16 protein-coding genes and 1 pseudogene are annotated in these 18,359 nt (G+C 49.4%); 2 read left to right on the top strand and 15 right to left on the bottom strand.

What is annotated here, in order from left to right; genetic code table 11:
- Positions 1–14: 14 nt before the first annotated feature.
- The 14 genes and pseudogenes from K365_RS0122450 to K365_RS0122390 all read right to left on the bottom strand — a co-directional run bounded on the left by K365_RS0122450 (position 15) and on the right by K365_RS0122390 (position 14,159).
- A complete protein-coding gene (locus tag K365_RS0122450; RefSeq protein WP_024336408.1) occupies positions 15–1,787 on the bottom strand; it encodes a ThiF family adenylyltransferase in 1,773 nt (590 codons plus the stop codon).
- On the bottom strand, positions 1,788–2,876 hold the full coding sequence (locus K365_RS0122445; protein ID WP_024336407.1) for a cyclic GMP-AMP synthase DncV-like nucleotidyltransferase: 1,089 nt from the start codon (positions 2,874–2,876) through the stop codon (positions 1,788–1,790).
- 5 nt (positions 2,877–2,881) lie between these two features.
- Entirely contained in the window at positions 2,882–3,652 is a 771-nt protein-coding gene (locus tag K365_RS0122440) for a DUF6602 domain-containing protein (RefSeq protein ID WP_024336406.1), read from the bottom strand.
- Positions 3,649–3,942: a type I restriction enzyme endonuclease domain-containing protein gene (locus K365_RS0122435; protein ID WP_024336405.1), complete on the bottom strand. Its 294-nt coding sequence runs from the start codon at positions 3,940–3,942 to the stop codon at positions 3,649–3,651. The genes K365_RS0122440 and K365_RS0122435 overlap by 4 nt, the downstream gene beginning before the upstream one ends.
- A 137-nt stretch (positions 3,943–4,079) precedes the next feature.
- Positions 4,080–4,418: a HigA family addiction module antitoxin gene (locus K365_RS27610; RefSeq protein WP_084489985.1), complete on the bottom strand. Its 339-nt coding sequence runs from the start codon at positions 4,416–4,418 to the stop codon at positions 4,080–4,082.
- An 11-nt stretch (positions 4,419–4,429) separates the two neighbouring features.
- Complete coding sequence (locus tag K365_RS0122430) at positions 4,430–4,744, bottom strand: type II toxin-antitoxin system RelE/ParE family toxin (protein ID WP_245569243.1); 315 nt, start codon at positions 4,742–4,744, stop codon at positions 4,430–4,432.
- A gap of 504 nt (positions 4,745–5,248) precedes the next feature.
- Positions 5,249–7,042: a DNA integrity scanning protein DisA nucleotide-binding domain protein gene (locus K365_RS0122425; RefSeq protein WP_337833255.1), complete on the bottom strand. Its 1,794-nt coding sequence runs from the start codon at positions 7,040–7,042 to the stop codon at positions 5,249–5,251.
- Between the two features lie 122 nt (positions 7,043–7,164).
- Entirely contained in the window at positions 7,165–7,944 is a 780-nt protein-coding gene (locus K365_RS0122420; RefSeq protein WP_024336402.1) for a DUF2971 domain-containing protein, read from the bottom strand.
- Positions 7,945–8,346: 402 nt separating this feature from the next.
- Positions 8,347–8,904, bottom strand: coding sequence for an IS91 family transposase (locus K365_RS0122415; protein WP_024336401.1), 558 nt, complete (start codon positions 8,902–8,904; stop codon positions 8,347–8,349).
- Entirely contained in the window at positions 8,898–9,140 is a 243-nt protein-coding gene (locus K365_RS29520; protein ID WP_024336400.1) for a transposase zinc-binding domain-containing protein, read from the bottom strand. Before K365_RS29520 ends, K365_RS0122415 begins: the two co-directional genes overlap by 7 nt.
- Positions 9,137–9,286, bottom strand: a pseudogene (locus K365_RS27605) (tyrosine-type recombinase/integrase); the annotation flags it as partial. The pseudogene K365_RS27605 and the gene K365_RS29520, both read right to left, overlap by 4 nt.
- Before the next feature lie 173 nt (positions 9,287–9,459).
- Positions 9,460–10,275: a hypothetical protein gene (locus K365_RS26915; RefSeq protein ID WP_024336398.1), complete on the bottom strand. Its 816-nt coding sequence runs from the start codon at positions 10,273–10,275 to the stop codon at positions 9,460–9,462.
- Between the two features lie 281 nt (positions 10,276–10,556).
- Positions 10,557–11,735 carry a thiolase family protein gene (locus K365_RS0122395; protein ID WP_024336397.1) on the bottom strand — a complete coding sequence of 393 codons (1,179 nt, stop codon included), beginning with the start codon at positions 11,733–11,735 and terminating at the stop codon, positions 10,557–10,559.
- A gap of 15 nt (positions 11,736–11,750) precedes the next feature.
- Positions 11,751–14,159: a 3-hydroxyacyl-CoA dehydrogenase/enoyl-CoA hydratase family protein gene (locus tag K365_RS0122390; protein ID WP_024336396.1), complete on the bottom strand. Its 2,409-nt coding sequence runs from the start codon at positions 14,157–14,159 to the stop codon at positions 11,751–11,753.
- A 335-nt stretch (positions 14,160–14,494) separates the two neighbouring features.
- Between K365_RS0122390 and K365_RS0122385 the strand changes: the two genes are divergently transcribed.
- Together K365_RS0122385 and K365_RS0122380 are read left to right on the top strand one after the other, a co-directional pair.
- Positions 14,495–15,538 carry a prenyltransferase/squalene oxidase repeat-containing protein gene (locus tag K365_RS0122385; RefSeq protein ID WP_024336395.1) on the top strand — a complete coding sequence of 348 codons (1,044 nt, stop codon included), beginning with the start codon at positions 14,495–14,497 and terminating at the stop codon, positions 15,536–15,538.
- Position 15,539: 1 nt separating this feature from the next.
- Positions 15,540–16,256 carry an acyltransferase gene (locus K365_RS0122380; RefSeq protein WP_024336394.1) on the top strand — a complete coding sequence of 239 codons (717 nt, stop codon included), beginning with the start codon at positions 15,540–15,542 and terminating at the stop codon, positions 16,254–16,256.
- A gap of 13 nt (positions 16,257–16,269) precedes the next feature.
- Here the strand turns inward: K365_RS0122380 and K365_RS26910 are convergent, their stop codons facing one another.
- Entirely contained in the window at positions 16,270–18,207 is a 1,938-nt protein-coding gene (locus K365_RS26910) for a HAMP domain-containing histidine kinase (RefSeq protein ID WP_024336393.1), read from the bottom strand.
- Positions 18,208–18,359: the final 152 nt, after the last annotated feature.

Raw genomic sequence — 18,359 nt, 5'->3', positions numbered from 1 at the left:
GCTTTTCTGTCTCTTCAGACTGAGCATAGCTGACAGGTGGGGTTGATAGTCCACTTCTGAATGATGATCTGTTCAGTTAGTTGTGGGTTCAGTTTCTTCTCCCATGCTTTCGACAATCTCCCCCCGCAATCCGATAGCAGACTCAAATCACCTATTAGCGTAGAAATTTCGGATGCATCCACTGGCCCCGTCAACGCCCTAACAACAGCTTCAGCTACCAATGTGGCGCAGGGAACCAAGCGCATCGGACCATATTCCTGGTAGTAGGCGCAACCTCCCGGCTCTTTTTTCAGGGTTCCATCCTCAAGCACAAGCACTCGTTTCTCAAACTGTCCGAAGCCGTTCATTCCGCATTCCAGGCATCCCCCGCCCCCTGTTACAGTTAAGGCATGCCCTGCAAGAGCAAACGGCTCCAGCCATCCAAATACGACAGGAGGAAAATCTAACGACCGAGCGAGCAAGTTAAGGCTCCTTTCATGTCGCCAATCTGCAATGGTCGAGACGACTAGATCAAAGCCGCCGAAGGGATCATCGCATTCCTTTGCCCATGCTCGCCAGTCTCGTGGAATAGCTTCTACCGAGAGGTGAGGAAGGTCTCGCTGAATGCGTATTCTGAGAGCTTCAGCTTTACTGGTGCCAATGTCTGAGGCACCCAGCAGATGTCGTCCTACGTTCTCCCATTCCATCAACTGCGAATCAATCAAGGTGATGCGCCCGATCCCCGCTTTCGCCAATAAATGTGCTACGTAGCTCCCAAGTGATCCGCATCCAATTAAACAAACAGATGCTCCGAACATCTCAGTTCCGACACCACCACGCGTATGAATCCATTCGTGGTCTACCCTCTGCGCATTTGCTCTCTCTAGCAAGCCATTCTGAAGTTTTGCCGCCGCTCGCGCGAATAGAAGACTTTTCGGCACATGTCCCAATCTGAAGCCATCCGACAGCTTGCGATCACGCGACAGACCGTATCCCTTGGTCAGTATACCCGCCAGAGCGTCTCCGTGAGGGGTGCTCTGGACGAACAGTATGGCAAGTAAATCGTTTGATTTGCAGAGATGGCGGTCCAAAGAGAGTGCTTGCGTTGCGCCGTTCGATCTTAGCAGTTTCCGCAGATCAGCTATTGTATTTGGGTAATCTCTCGGCAGAAGTGGAGAGCTGAAGCGGACCACATGACAGGCTCCTGCAGTGCTAAGGTGGTCTAGTTTTTCGCCGTTATGCTCGGCCCATTGTCGAACTGACTCGTAAGATGCCCCGATGAGAATTCTTTCTCCACAGATGACCGCAGTTGCATCCTTGCCAAGCGATGAGGGTGGTTCTACAACGAAAAATTCCCGTCTCTTTTTGCCTTGAGACCGAGACCAATACGATGTGAACTCGTCTAAAAAATCCTGCGTGATCTCATTCGTCAGAATATCAACGGCAGCGTCCACAGAATATCGGAACAATTCAACAGGCCAGTTTGCATCTACGGCAGCAGAATCGGAGATCGTGCATATCTTACCATTTTCTTCAACATGCGGATTCTTGAGGAAGAGGTCAATACCTCTATCCGCTATGTAAATGGATGGGGGATCGTCAGGAAAAGTACCTGTAATGACCACATCGAGACGTATCTCTGCGCCCTTGATGCACACTGTCGTCATCCAGCCTGCAATCGGTTCGGAGCTATACGATGCCAGATCTGGTCCCGTTAACTTTTCGTAAGCCGAGTCTCGCTGCAACGCAGAAGCCAGTAAATCCAGAGCGTCTTGATGCCGCTTATTTAAGAGCGTTCGAGGGTTCAATTATCCGAATCGCCCTCCTCCCTTTGGATCAACAGCCTTATTTGGGGTTGATGTTGCAATGCCCTTCTTCGTTCCTGATGATTCGCCCGATCCATCATCGTCATCGTCATCACCATCATAATCATCGAAATAGCCGTCGCTCTTGAAGACCCAATCCCACGCTTGACGGGCCTTCTTCTTTGTGCAATCATCGTCATCCAACACTTCCAGCTTCCCAAGTGCTTCCTCAAGACGATCCCGAAGTTCAATCATGTTCTCATCTGAGGATGTTCTTGTCAGTTTCTGTCGCGGAAAATCCTCATCTGCCAGATTCTCTACCTCAAGATTGTCCAGTAGTCTTGAATGCAGGGAGTCGAGAAGATCTCGAAAGACAGAGTCGATGCGCTCTCCAGACTCAAAGCATTCAACGGTCAGCATGGTAAGCTTCATTCCATTCGGCATATCCCAATAGGATCTGCTGCGACAGAACCTTTTCAGCAGTCGGAGACACTGCCTCATCTGTGTACCCGACTCTGCGGCGGCCGAGTTGCGACTGGAGATCTCATTTTCGAACCAAGAGTTCACTCTGGTGGGATCAGACTCGACCCATCCGTCACCCCCGGCTAGCTCGCGATGTGTTGTGACATCGTCGCTTACCGCTGTTTCCCATTTGCGGTAAACGGGGAAGTCTACATGATGCTTCTCTTCATCCTCATCTGCATAGAAGACACGCACACAGTTTGTCTTAGTCTTGGGTTGTTGTTTGAAACGGGAGTCCTTCAACGCTTCCCTGATCAACTCCTTGGCATCGCTTGACGTCATATCGTTTCCGTCTTCATCTTCTATATCGGATCGCCAGAGAACCAGCCCGTCATCAATGTCGTACTCCTCGTCGGAGAACTTGGTTTGGATAATGGTCCGCATCGCGAAAGACCCCTGACTCTTGAACGAGCTACGACTGACTTTGACGCCATTCTTCAGCTCTGGTAGCCGTTTTATCAAGCGATTCTCATTCGCAGTTCGGTGGGAAGTGAGGTTGCCCGAAAGTTTTTTGGAGAGAACTACTTTGTCCCCATGGAAAGAATTAATCTGATCGCTGTAGTCATACATAGTAATTAGTCCTCCTTTTGTCGTGTACGGGACAAACGCTCCGCGTAAGCATTCCAGTCAATGGCAGGCACAGTTCCGAGGGATTGCAGTTTGTTGAGCAGCCTGAAGAGAAAGAAGACCAAAGCGTTGTTGCCCTCGCAAAGAGAATAGGCATAGCCGCCCTGAAAAACGTCGAATGCGTGACCCGAGACAGCGAGCCCAGAGTCAATGCGACGCTCTTCTTCAAGTGTCTGGTGGGTCGCACGAAAAGCATCCCCAAAACCATCTCTCCATCCGATATCAAGCGCCAGCAACCCCGCTATAATGTCGAAGTGCTTCTTCGCTGGATAGGTCCCTCCCGCATGCTGAATGGGGACACTAGTTCTTTTCAGCCTACGAACTGATGCAGCCTTGTCTGCCGCATACTCAAGATAGTCTTTGTTCACTGTCGGCTTGCATTCAAAGACGGCATAGACTGCCTCAGCAGGAACGTATCTGTGCTTGTCAGAATCCAGCAATGTTGGGGTATATTGTCTGTCAAAGACGACGAGATCTATTGAATCGGAAGTATTGCCTTCGCTGTCTAGAATGGCAGCTTTCTCTACCGTATACCGTGCTGGCAGGTAATGTCGGAAGGCATCAGCAAAGTGCTCTTCATTCACTTCCCCACGATCACCATTATGCACAATTGGGTCTGATGAATGCAGATTTACGAATAGCTTCTCCTGTTCCCGCTGGAAGGCGGTCTGAAGAAACTCTTCCCCCTGCAATCGACTCGGGTGTGGACTGGAACTCATGCTGCCTCCTCTGCCCAAGCACAGCCTGATAATTCCGCGTGCTGGAGCAAGTTCTGGGTTGTCTTTCCCTGCTTGTCGGTCGGATAGCCGAGCCTGCGAAGGACGCGCGTTACTAGGAATCGAATCTTGAGGTGGACAACCTCCTTGACCGTCCAATCGATTACGACGCTCTTTCTAACGGCTTTGACGAGGTTTTGAGCTATGGCTTTCAGCCTATAGTCCTCCAGCTCCGCAACAGCTCTGGCGCTGGCCTCATGAGCATCGTGACAAATGATTCTATCTACATCCATAATATCTCCCGCTATTGCTTTCGCAGGCTAACGTTAAGCTGAGGGGCCGGGCAATTTTAACCCTGAGCCTTCGATAAAAGTTTTCATTTTGTCAAACCACATACTTTCAAAAAGCCGCACAGAAAGCCCGGTCCCGCTCAAGCGATTTGTTCGCTGATAATAGTTGAGTTTCCGTGCAATATATGTTTGGGAAAAGGTTTAACTTTTTGCCATTCAGTTGAGGTTTGTTCTGCAATCCATAAATCGAAATTTTTTTGTAGATTTAGCCAAAAATCTGGAGAAGTATCAAAAGCTCGAGAAAGTCGTAAGGCCATTTCCGGTGTAATAGAACCTCTTGCGTTGATTATTTTGGACAGGGTTTTTCTTGAAATGCCAAGAATTTCGGCCATATCTTTAATTTTAATAGAAAGAGGTGTTAAATAATCTTCCCTTAAAATATTACCAGGATGTGTTGGTTTTCTTGTTAGTTTTCTCATACGCTCACCTCTCAATGATAATCATCATAGTTCACAATGTAGGCATCACCATCTTCAAATTTGAAGAATACGCGCCAATTACCAGAGACTTTGACAGAGTAGAGCCCTTTCTTGTCTCCAGATAATTGATGAAGAAAGGAACCTGGATAGTTCATATCTTTAATTTCTGTTGCTGCATTCAATCGATCCAAAATTCTTTCAAGCCTGTTTGCATGATTTGGTAATATTCCTTTTTTACTTCCTGTATAAAAAAAATCCTCCAATCCTTTATGTTTGAATGATTTTATCATGTGATATAACGTAACTCTTTGGGTTACGATTGTCAAGTGGATTTCATAGCGAACGCTGAAGTCAGGGGCAGCCTGGTTACCGCTGCATTTGTTAAAAGTTATACATTTCAATTATACAACGACCTGTTAAAACGGCGCAGACCCTGACTGTCACCTGAACTGACAGGTTATGCAAATTTATGCCCGTGAAAACGGTCTTTTGATCTTTTAAATTTGGGACAAAAATTTCTCATATGAGATGATGAAGATGAACACCATTGTCCGCAACCATAATCTTTCCGATCATTGTAAACTGTATTCTTGCAAAGTGAGCAATTTCTTGTGATTTCATCCTTAAAAAATTCTACCGAATTCCCACAATTTTTGCATTTAACATCGAAAATTGCATCAAACCCCCATTCTTGAGTATTATTTCCAGTACATTTCCGCATATCCTGAACCTCCGTAGAATATAGTGTCCATATTATCTGAGAAAAGAATTTTGCTCAAGCATAACGCCTGCCATGACCCGCGAAGAATGGCGCAGAGCGAATCGGCGCGCTATTCTTCGTCGGTGTCGATGGCGTTGTTCGATCTCTCTTCGTACTCGTAATAGAAATCGGGATCAAAACCATCGGTTGCAGAGAAGCCGCTCCGAACAATCCGTATTGCGGATGGGTTCTCTTCTTCTATCTTCTTGTCAATCGACTCCATGAGTTGGTTGATTGCCTCACAATCATCCGGGAGAAAGTAGAATCGGTGTTGCCCCAACCACCCCATTGTTTCGTTATACCGACGCCGGCTTACGGGTGAGGCCGTCATGAAATGTTGGAGCCGCTCTATGGCTTCGTCAATTTCACTTCGCTTTATCTGAGGCCTGAGGTCCGGAAAGAAGTCCACTCCCCCATCTTCTGAAACGACAACCGCAAAAGTTGGTGATTTGCTGCTGCAAACATATCGGATAGCGGAATTGTAGCGTGCCCCTCGAGCGGCATTTCCAAGTTCGCTGGCCATCCCATCGAGGATTACACCAATAGCATAACATGTTCCCTTGGGGTTCAGGAGGACTGCGCCGTCAATCGGCGTGAGACTGCTGAGCAGTTCAGGGGTTAGAGTCTTACTTGCGATACAGGTGCCTTCAGTGGATAGACGCTCTGCTTCTTTCTTTGCTGCAGAACTTATGATAAGCATCGTGCCGTGTGGTTCCCTTTCAGCTTGGTGAATCAAGCCAATGATGCGCTCCACCTGCCTACCGGTCATCCCGGCAAAGATTCTCGGAAGGTCTTTCTCTAGTTTCTTCTCGTCGTAAGGTGGCTTTGGCAAGGACGGTTGTCCGTATCGCACTCTCATCAGAATCTTTGAATTGTGGCGGACCTCCCAGTGATGGTGCCCCAGAAAGCCAATAGTGAATAGATCCTCAGCGGCGGGTCCGTACTTTCCGATTTCTACGAGCCCAAATAGGTTTTCGGAATTGGTGTGTAAGGCAAGCTCGTGCGTAGCAAGTTGCAGAAGTTTGCGGGCCGCCCGAGTGGCGCTCAGCATTGGTGGATTCTGAAATAGAATGGCTTTCTTGAGGCTAGGATGATCTTCCCTAGCAAGAACGATAGTCCCAGATCCCTCGATCCCTTCGTAGTAGGTACGAGCGATATTTGTACATGAGCCAAGGAGTCCGTGCCACCCCTCAATACTTCCTTGATCCACACGATATGCGAGCCCTATCATCATTCGGCTGGCGCCATCTCGGAGGATCTCATCAGGATTCATCTCACTCGTACCACAACCTGGATCCGGCAATCGCAATTCTCCGGAAGCTTTGCCAAGATATGACTTTATTGTTGCTTCCATCAGAGATATAGGGACAGGCATGTCCAGATACTCGTGTACAGGAACGGAACTTGAGGAGAGAGATGGATGTTCCTCAAGAATGATCTTCTGAAGACCAAGAACAACGGACACCATGTAGCCCTCTACTCTAGTCGGATCTGAGACAAAGTAGATTAGGTCCGAGGGCCTTGCCGGATGGTTTTCTATTATCTGTTCGATCGCATCCCTTATGGAGCGTCGCACCAATGCACCGTCATGCCACTTCTGGGCCAGTGGGTGCGAATGCATTAGGGCACGTTCCTTATATTCATTTCTGATCCCATCAGCAACCTGAAGAGCCTTGTCAAAATCGCTTGAGACAGCCCAGAAGTCCTGTTCTGGATCCACACATGCCGGGTAGAGATTCTCCTGTTGCTCAACGAGTATTCCCACGAGAAATACCTGTGGGGCAAAACGTTCATCAAGCAACTGAAAGATGCTCTTGCAAGCACACTCTTGATTGATTCGGAAGTGAGATTGGTAACCCCACATGAAATGATCGATGGTATACGCCATATTTCGTTTTCTCAGTTGCTATTGAACACCGGTTTAACCTGCGTTTTTCATAGCGTAGCGGCGAAAAACGTCAGGTTGAAACATTCGTTAGGCTCATATTAAATTTGATTAAAATATAAACTAAATGATCTGTGACTCTTTGATGCTTTATAAAATCTAATGTGGGTTAGGTCTTTTTGGGTACAGATTTCAGTGATTTCTTTTATATCTTCATCATTCGCTTTCACTCCAAAATAGATCTCTTGAATTGCGGCTGCTTTTATTTGATGTAGTCCTGAAGAATTTTTATAAATTCTGATTTCTTTCTCATACTGCCATTGTGAAGATTTTAATCTAAGTGTATCAATTGTCGACTTATTAGGGTCATTCAGATAATTTAGCTCTTGATAAGTATCTTTGTATTCAATCCGTAAAGGCGTTAAAAAAAACCCTAGGTCACTTTGGATATCTAACCCTATAACCACACCTTTGTGATAATCGGCATAATGTGACCACATCAATATATCATCTTTTGTCTCGGACAAAGCCAATACACCTTTATTAAAAATTGTCTTTTCTTTAATCTCGCGAATTAGCTCAGATAGTTTTTCTGGTTCTCGTCGATATATATTGATTGATTTTTCAATATTTTCTGGAGTAATTCCAATTCTTGTGAAGTGTCTTCTTGCGTCCTCTAAACTAGGTTTATCAATTTCTGAAAGACTACAATCAAATGGATCATTAAATGTATCTGGTTTTGCAAACCAAAATGAGAAATTCTCAAGAATCATTTTAATTTGCTTTACTGTCCTATATTTATAAAGAAATTGAGGATAATGACCAGTTTCAACAAGTTGAAGCAGCAATGATTTTTTTTGTTCTGAATCTTCTATCGCCATATGTGACCTATTAGTTGCCTAACTAAAAGCGTTTTATCAATAGTCCCGCCCACAAAGAAACCGAGACTGTTGGATTTACCAAAACTGTTCGTCACTGTTGAACCCTTTGTTCCGACGAGCGGGATTAGTGATAAAACGTTGTTGAACAGTGCCGCTGATTAGTGCCGGTAACAAGTGTTCTGACTATGGGGTTTATATCCTTTGCAGCCTGGCCGCGCAAGGATAAATTGGTTTGACTTTGACTTGAAATAATAAGAATTGACGATTTTGCCTGCCGCATATTTCGTTTTCCCTGGCTGAAGGGTGGTCTGGATTTTATAGACCCGGTTCCAAGACGTACTCCGAGGGTACGGCCTGAAGCCGTTATTGTGGCTACGGATTGTCTCTGGTCAAGGCTTGTGTTTATGAGGTGTCCCAGGCAGTCTCCTTTTTGTTTGGAACAATATAGCCTGCATACACCGGCAACAGCTCGCAAAGCCGGATCATTCGGCCTTTGCCGCATTTAGGGCATGCTTTGATATCAATGCCCGTGAGTCTGTGCATCATCTCTGCTACGGATTCGTCAGCAGGCCGGGCCGGGATTTTACACTCTTCATCGGCCAGCTTCCGGATCAGTTCTATATTCCGGGTTTTATACCTGGGGGATAAAAATCCAAAATGCCGGATCTTCTTGAACCCTTTTGGCAATACATGGAGCAGGAATCTTCGGATAAATTCCACGGCATCAAGGGTCATCTCTTTGACGGCATCATTCTGTGCCCGGTCTTTCCAGGTAAACACCAACTTGCCATTTTCAAAGGATTTAATCCGGTAGTTTGAGATGGCTAGCCGGTGGGTGTATCTGCCCAGGTATTTCAAGACTTTTTCCGGGCCGGAACATGGGGATTTGGCATAACCGGACCTGGTAAGAGTTCGGATATCCGGCTGTCCAGCCACTTTTCTTTGGTCATTGTCTAGCATTTGGGACAGTGACGGTTTCTGCAGGAATTATATGCGTTTTTTTGGTAATCGCAGTCAGGGCAAACATCGACATGGCCTCCCAAGGTGGCTGTCCGGCATGTTATAATCCGGTTCATGACCTTTATCTGTTCATGGGAGGCACTGAAGGTTTTCAAAAAATGCTGTCCTGAATGTCTGAAGATATCGGCGATGTCATATTCGGGTCTGCTGCTTTGTCCGCAGCATTCAGTATTCATTGAACCACCGCGTCGGCCGGGCTGACGACTTTGGATATGGCATCATTGCTGATGTGAAGATACCTGGCAATTGTTTTTATAGATTTATGGCCCAGCACCTGTTGAAGGATATATGTCCGGGTCCCCTGTTCCAGAAGATGGGTTGCAAAGCTGTGGCGGTTACATCAATTGAGACCGATGGGGCGCTGATGCTGTATCTTTATATATTAAAGAGAATTTTAAAATGCAATAGGGAACGGAGAAGCCTCGGGATAATCGCCATTCAGGGAATTTGCCAATACTGGCATTTTCCCTGAATGGTAATGTATTCCCACCAGCATCATTCATCTTCATTGTATATTTCAATATCTGGATATAATTTTTTTGCACAATCCGGACAAATACTGTGGCTGAATTCAGCATTTGAACGAATTTGGATATAGGATTCGATTTGATTCCAATAGCCTTGATCGTCACGTATTTTTTTACATGATGCACAAATAGGGAGCAACCCGCTCAGCGTTTTAACCTTGCGTAGTGCATGTTTTAGCTCAACGATCAGTTTTTCTTTTTCGATCTGGGCGATTTTGCGTTCTTCCATTTCCATTTTGATTTTTTCTTTTTGTAACCGCAATCGACGCTTGAGATCTGAGACAAATCCACCGAAAAAGGCAAACCAGGTCAGCAAAATACCGAACAGAATGAAAAGGAATAACTGGTATTGTATATTGAACCCCTGGCCATACTGGAAATACTCCAAGCCCAGGAGTGCTGCGTAAAACAGCAGCACGCAGGCTTCTACACCAAAAAACTGTCGTCGCGTCAGCCCCAGCATACCAAAGCTGAAGGCGGGCAGGTAAAACATCAACACAATCGGCCGTGCCTCTGGCAAAAAGTACAGAACAATCATACCCCATAAGGAAGAATAGACGATCTGTTCCCGTGTCAGCGACGGATCTGAAAAGCGCAAATTCGCGTTTGTGTAAAACAAAACTGAAAAGATGCCGTTGCCAAACAGTGCAAACCCTATATACGTTGCCCACTGCGCGCCGTTCATCTCCCCAAGCCCAAGACGTGTAGCCAGAAATGTCGCCAGGATCACCAGTGCGTATGTGGCCAAAGCCATGGCGAAACGTTGCAAACGCAGCCGCTGCATGCGCCGGATATCCTTGTTTATCAATGGGATATTATCATTGTTGAACAATGGCATGAGAAAAAAATAGCTCCGCTCTTTCGGTTACAGGGGTTGAAACCGATGGGGATACAACACTGTATCTCTGTATAGTAAAGGGGAATTAAAAATGCAACAGGGTAAAATACCTGATATGCATGACTTTTCTCTTTGAATGCAAACTTTCAAAAAAAAAGCCGGGGTTCTAAAAAAACTTAGAACCCCGGCCGGTAACTGCTTATGCTATGTTGTTAAAAAATGCGGGATCAGAGGCGCTCGAATATGGCGGCTGCGCCCATGCCGCCGCCGATGCACATGGACACGATGCCGTATTTGCCGTTGACCTCTTTGAGGTTGGCCAGGCAGGTGGCCGTGAGTTTGGCACCGGTGCATCCCAGGGGATGGCCTAAGGCGATGGCGCCGCCGTGGATGTTGATCCTGTCCATGTACTTTTCCAGGTCCAGTTCCCGGATGCAGTACAGGGCCTGGGAGGCAAAGGCTTCATTGATTTCATAGATGTCGATGTCGTCAATGGTCAGGCCGGCCTGTTCCAGGACTTTTGGGATGGCGTATCTGGGGCCCACGCCCATTTCATCGGATTTGCACCCGATGGTGGCATAGGACACCAGCCGGGCAATGGGGGTCAGGCCCAGTTCCTCGCATTTTTCCTTGGAGGCGATGATGGTGGCGGCGGCCCCGTCCGTGGTCTGGGAGGAGTTGCCTGCCGTGACCGAGCCGTTGGCCTTGAACACGGTGCGCAGCTTGCCCAGGCCTTCCGGGGTGGATTCTCTGATGCCGTCATCATGTTCGACAATGAACTGTTCTTTTTTGTAGGTTCCGTCCGGTTGTTTCACGTATTTGATGGCAGGGGTGGGAATGATTTCCGTGAACAGGCCGTTGTCCCGGGCCCTGGCTGCCTTGGCCTGGGATGCTGCGGCAAAAATGTCCTGATCCTGCCGGGAAATGTTGTACCGTTCCGCCACGTTTTCCGCCGTGATGCCCATGGATACGTACATCTCCGGGTTGGTGCGGGAATATTCCGGATGGGGCCGGGGATTGTTGCCGCCCATGGGGACATAGGTCATGGATTCCAGACCCGCGCCCATGGTGATGTCGGACCAGCCCATCTGGACCCGCATGGAGGCCAGGGCAATGGCTTCCAGGCCCGAGGCGCAGAACCGGTTCACGGTGGCACCGGACACTTTGTCCGGAAATCCGGCCATCTTGACGGCCACCCGGCCGATGTTCAGGCCCTGTTCCCCTTCGGGAAAGGCACACCCGATCATCACATCATCCAGATCATCCGGGGTGAGGTTGGGGGTTTTTTCCACGGCCTGCTTCATGATAAAGGTGATCAATTCTTCGGGTCGGGTCTGGTTGAACAGACCACGTTTTTGCTTGCAGCCCGGGGTCCGGACCGATTGGACAATATATGCGTCTTTCATTGGTATCTCCTCCTTCTAGTTTCTGAGCGGTTTGCCGGTTTTGAGCATGTGGTCGATCCGGGCAACGGTTTTTTCTTCTTTACAGAAATCCACGAATGCGTCTCTTTCCAGTTTCAGGATGGTGTCTTCACTGACCTCGGATCCCACATTGACATCTCCGCCGCTCATGACATAGGCAATCCGCTTGGCCAGGAAGGCATCATGATCGCTCATGAAATTGCCGTTGCGCATGTTGTAGAGTTCTGCGTTCACCATGCCCTGGCCGGCATCGCCGAACACTTTCAACGGTTGTTTCATGGGCGGGGCATACCCGTCATCCACCATTCTCAAGACCTCTTTTTTGGCTTCGCCCACCAGGGTGTCCCGGTTGAAAACGATGCGGTCCGCCTGTCCCAGAAATCCGTTGCCCACGGCCTGGGCCGCGGACATGGACACGGCAGCCATGCCGATTTTCATGAATGCTGCCACAAAGATCTTGGCCAGGTCCACGTCTTTGACTGTTTTTCCGGGCAGGGCATTCACATGCTTTTTCCACAGGTTCATGGTGCCGCCGCCGGCAGGCAAAAGACCCACACCGATTTCCACCAGTCCCATGTACAGCTCGGAATGGGCCACGATGCGGTCCGCGCCCAGGCAGGTTTCACACCCGCCGCCCAGGGTCATGCCGTAAGGGGCCGCCACCACGGGGAAGGGAGCATATCTGGAAGCCTGGATCCCGTCCTGGGCTTTTTTCAGAAACGCATCGATTTCCGCGTATTTTTTGTCGTGGCACAGTTTGGAGATAAAGCCTAAGTCCGCCCCCGCGGAAAACGCGCCCGGCATGCCGCCGGCTTCGTTGCCGATGACCATGCCCACGCCGTTTTTATCCACATAGTCCAGGCTTTCGGCAATGAAATCCACAATCTGTTCATTGATGGCATTCATTTTGGTATGGAATTCCAGGCAGAACACCCCGTCTCCGATATCCACCAGAGATGCGGATGCATTTTCCATGGCTGTCTTGTCATTGCCTTTGGCTGCGGCAATGGACACCAGGGATTCCGGCACGGGCACAGGTTTGTAACCGGCGGAAGCAAAGTCATAAAAATACCGGATCCCGTTTTCCAGCTTGTAAAAACAGGTGTTTCCCGCATCCAGCATGGCTTTCACATTGGCCGGGATTTCCAGGCCGTCTTTGGCCATGCGTTCCACGGCATCGGCCACGCCATAGGCATCCCACTGTTCGAACGGCCCCATCTCAAAGTTGTAGCCCCATTTCATGGCGTTGTCGATTTCCACCACCGTGTCGGCAATTTCCGGAATCCGGTTGGCTGCATACTGAAAGCTGTTGGCTGCCAGTTTCCAGGCAAATTTGCCGGCTTTGTCATCGGCTTTGAGCACGCAGTTGATTTTTTCGGTCAGGGTGCCGGCTTTTTTGGCCGCATCCAGGCAGGGGAAGGAAGGCCGTTCCAGGTCTTCATATTCCAGGGTTTTCAGGTTCAGCACCTTGCGGATTTTTTTCCACTCCGGGGTGAGGTCGGTTTTGTAGAACCCGGCCTTGGTCTTGTTGCCCAGCAGGTTCTTGTCTGCCATTTTTTCCACAAAGTCCGGCAGCTGCATGATGTCCCGCTGCTCGTCGTCTTTGCACAGGTCATAGGAGTTTTTGGCCACATGCATCATGATGTCCAGGCCCACCAGGTCTGTGGTCTTGAAGATGGCGGTTTTGGGCCGTCCCATGGCCGGGCCGAAAATGGCATCCACCTCCGGCACGGTGAGTCCGTCTTCCTGCATGAACCGCATGGCCGCGCTGATGCCCTGGATCCCGATGCGGTTGCCCACAAAGTTGGGGGTATCCTTGGCCCAGACAATGCCTTTGCCTAAGTTTTTCTCGCCGAATTTTGAAATGAAATCCAGGACTTCGGGCAGGGTCTCTTTGCCCGGAATCAGCTCCAGCAGATGCATGTACCGCACGGGGTTGAAAAAATGGGTGCCCATGAAATGCTGCTTGAATTCTTCAGAAAATCCTTCCGTGATGTCCTGGAGCGGAATGCCCGAGGTGTTGGTGCTTACGATGGATCCGGGTTTCCGGATCTTTGCCACTTTTTCGAACAGATTGCGTTTGATGTCCAGCCGTTCCACCACCACTTCCACGATCCAGTCGCATGCAGCCAGTTTGTCAATGTCATCTTCCAGGTTGCCGATGGAGATCAGGCCGGCATCCTTTTTGTTGAAAAACAATGAGGGGGATGATGCCAGTGCCGCGTCCAGACCGGCTTTGACGATCCGATTCCGGGCTGCGGGGTCATTTTTCTCTTCGTCTTTCAGATCAAATGGAACAATGTCCAAAAGCAGTACCTTTACACCGGCACCGGCCAGAAGTGCGGCAATACCGCCTCCCATGATCCCGGATCCGATGACTGCGGCCTGTCTGATTTTTCTTGCCATGATGTCCTCCTGATAAAAGGGTGAGTATTCGTGATTCAAATTTTATATTATGAATGAGTATTCATTTTTGATTAACAGAAATTCACCGGGGTTGTCAAGGAAAATTATTTTCCGGATAATGGGACATAATCACATTCAATTTCAAATTGTTAGGGTATCAATATAGACGTGTGAGTTCCAGGCGTATTCCGTCGGCAGGGAAAATCAAATAAATGAATTATAATTCATCCCTGAATGGGGGGATGGATCTTGAAAAAAAAATTGGCTTCTGATAGGCTGAAGCGTTTATTTTTTGTCAGGTATTACAATTCTATATAAAATATGGAGATTCTTTAATGTCCCGGATACCCGTAAAGATTCACGCATTCTCAATCCTGAATATTGCTTCAGTTGCCGGTTTGATTCTCAAGCTCCAGCAGCCGTCCGGAGACATTCCCTGGCATGCTGACGGCAAAACAGACCCCTGGGACCTGGTGGAATCCGTGATGGGACTCAATATTGCCGGGTATCCCAACGAAGCCCGCCGGGCCTTAGACTGGCTTGGGCAGCATCAGAACCCGGACGGATCCTGGTTTTCCGCTTATGTAAACGGCGTTCCCGAAGACCGCACCTGCCAGGCTCATATGGCTTGTTATCTTGCGGTGGGCCTGTTTCACGCATACCTGATCACCCAAGACCGGTCATGGCTGGAAGATTTCTGGGACACCATGGAAAAAGGGGTTGATTATGCACTGGGACTTCAGGTTCCCACGGGGGAGATCTACTGGGCCCGGAACCCGGAAGGAAAAATCGATCCCATGTCTCTGCTGGCCGGGTCTTCTTCTGTTTTCATGAGTCTGAAATGCGCCCTGGGTATCAGCCGGATCCTGGGCCGGTCCCGGCCGGCCTGGGAAGCCGCATGGGACCGGCTGGGGCGCTCTTTGAGGGAAAACCTGCACAGTTACAATGTGAGCAAGTCCCGGTTTTCCATGTACTGGTTCTATCCCATCCTGTGCGGGGCGATCCAGGGGGAAAAAGCCCGAACCCGGGTGGAAAAATACTGGCAAAAATACATGATTGACGGCCAGGGGGCCCGGTGTGTGTCGGATCAGCCCTGGGTGACCATTGCGGAAACCTGTGAACTGGTGCTGACCCTGCATGCCATGGGCAACCGGGAAAAAGCCCGGATCGTGTTTTCCTGGATCCAGGACCGGGTGTATGAAGACAAGACTTTCTGGTGCGGATATACTTATCCGGACATGGTGATCTGGCCCGAGGAAAAAATTTCCTGGACCAATGCCGTGGCCCTGATGGCGGCGGATGCGCTGTATGATCTGACCCCGGGAGCCGGCCTGTTCTGTCATGACCGGTGGCAGGGGTTTGTGTTCAAGGGGATCTGACATGATACACGATTTCCGGCCCTGGTACATCAAGCAGGCCTGGTACCGGCTTCAGCATCTGTATGTCCGCCATTACCTGGTGCCCCAGCTGACGGGTTTGGGTGATCATCCGTTTATCATCAAGCCCTGGTACATTGAACTGTTCGGCGGTCCCATCCGCATCGGCTCCCATGTGACCCTGCTGGGATGTTCAGACAAGAAAACAAGGCTGACCGTGTGGTCGGACCAAAAAGAGATCCCGGGCATCACCATCGGGGACCATGTGCTGCTCTCCCCGGGGGTGCGGATCAGTGCGGCCAACAGCATCACCATCGGCGATTCCTGCATGCTGGCCAGCCATGCCTATATCACGGATTCGGACTGGCACGGCATTTATGACCGGTCTTTGACACCCAAAGAAACCCACCGTGTGGTGCTGGAAAAAAATGTGTGGATCGGTGATTCCGCCATTGTGTGCAAAGGGGTTTGCATCGGTGAAAACAGTATTGTGGGTGCCGGCAGTGTCGTGACTTCGAATATTCCGGCCAATGTCATTGCTGCGGGCAATCCCGCCAAAATCATCCGCCATCTGGATCCTGACAAAAAAATGATTACCCGCAAAGACCGGTACCATGATACGGCGCAGATGACCCGGTTTCTGGAAGCTTCGGAAAAAGCCGCCCTCAAGGGCAATACCCTGTTCGGATGGCTGCGGTCTCTGATTTTTCCGGGCCGATGAATTCAAGCCGGGGTCATTTTTCCTGAATCCGCTGGAAAAGGACAGCAATCCGGGCCAGGGACGGGGCGATATTTTCCACGTCAAAGGCCTGGACATCATCGGACAGATTCTGTCCGAACTGCGTGAAGGCGGTCAGTTCAAACTCACGGCCCAAAGTGATAAAATGATCGGCAATGGTTTGGGCATCCGACATTTTCACCCCGTCCTGGGTTCCGGGCAGCAAAGGAAAAATGGTGGCAAACATCTGATGTTCCAGGTCGGGATGCCGGTCCATGGCCTGCTGAATCAGGGATTCGGACAGCACGGGCGCAGGGACGGATCGGTCCATTTTCAGGGAAACAGTATCAAAAGCCTTTTGTGTCTGTTTTCCGGTTCGGCTGATGATCACGCCGGGCAGAACAATTTCAAAGCAGCTGCCAAAGCCCGGCCGGCTGTCCACCTGGATGCGGCCTTTCATCAGTTCCACCAGCTGCCGGCTGATGGCCAGTCCCAGACCCGTGCCCCCGTATTTTCTGGTAATATCCTTATGTCCTTGTTCAAAAGATTCGAAAATCAACGCCTGCTGGTCTTTGGAAATGCCGATTCCCGTATCCCGGACCCGGATCATCAGGTCCACGGTGTCAGTGGACGGGCGGTTCAGAATTTTTGCTGACAAGCGGATCTGTCCGCTTTCCGTGAATTTAAACGCATTTCCCACCAGATTGGTCAGCACCTGGCGAAGGCGCATTTCGTCTAACAGCAGGTACCTGGGCAAAAGGTCGTCCAGATGAATGGAAAATGTCAGATGTTTCCGGGACAGTTTGACCTTGAACAGGTCATGAATTTCTTGAAACAAGGTGGGTAAGGATACCGGGGTCACATGGATGGCGATTTTCCCCGCCTCGATTTTGGACAGGTCCAGCAGATCCGTGATCAACGCCAGCAGATGTCTGCCCGCCCTGATCACGGCCTGAAGATAATTTTTCTGCTGGGAATCCGAAACCATGGCAGACAGCACTTCACTGAAACCGATGACCGAATTGACCGGCGTTCGTATCTCGTGGCTCATATTGGTTAAAAATTCACTTTTGGCCTGGTTGGCTTTTTTAAGTTCCTGCTCTTTCTGTTTTCTCACCAGCACTTCGTTGTTCAATGCCTGGTTCATCAAGGTCAGGTTTCTTGTCCGTTCCGCCACCCGGTTTTCCAGTTCCTGGTGGGACTGTGTCAACGCTGTGAGCGTTTCCTGGAGCTGAATCGTCATTTGATTGAATTTGGTGGCCAGGTGCCCGAACTCATCTTTGGACTGGACCGGAATCCGGGTATCCAGGTCGCCTTTGCCGATGCGGTCCGCACCCTGGACCAGGTCGTTTAGAGGACGGGTCAACCGCCGGGTCATCAGCATCAGGGCCAAAGAAATGATCGCCGCTGCAATCATGGCCATGGCATACAGAAAAGGCCGCATGCGGTCGGCCACCCCGTATATTTCCTGCATGGGGTCCACGGCCAGAAGATACCAGTCCCAGGGTTGAAAATAGGTGAACCTGGCCAGCACGGTTTGCCCGCCCATTTGCATTTGCAGCCGTAGGGCCCCGTTCAAAAGATCCCTGAACCAGGCCGTGTCGTCTATCCAGGTATTGATTTGTTGGTTGTCCGGATGAAACACAATCCGGCCTTTTCGGGTGATGATACAGATGAATCCCTGTTTTCCCACACCGATATCGGCAATTCCCGCCATCGAGTCCATCTGCGCTTTGGTGATACTGGCCGGAATTTCCGACAGCCCGTAATCCCGGAGCATTTTTTCCTGGGATGAGACAATGACCTGTGCTTCCGACAGCCGGGTATCCAGCCAGGTTTCGCCCAAATCCACCAGCGCGGTCCGGGAAAAATAATAAGTGGTCTCCACGATAACCCAGAGCGAAATAATGACCAGAGGAAGGGTGGTCAAAAGGATTTTGCCATAGGTTTTCATGTCACCCCTTTATCACTGTTGAAAAATTTTGCAAATGAAAAATTGATGCTTATTTTTACGAAAATTTACATTGCAAATAAAAGCAAGGAGAAAATTTTGGTTCAAAAACCGGCATTGAATATATTTTCCGACTACAATTGACCCTGGTGCTA

The sequence above is a fragment of the Desulfotignum balticum DSM 7044 genome, assembly GCF_000421285.1.
Taxonomy (GTDB): domain Bacteria; phylum Desulfobacterota; class Desulfobacteria; order Desulfobacterales; family Desulfobacteraceae; genus Desulfotignum; species Desulfotignum balticum.
Note: the sequence above shows the minus strand (reverse complement) of the source record. Positions and strands in the feature narration are given on the sequence as shown.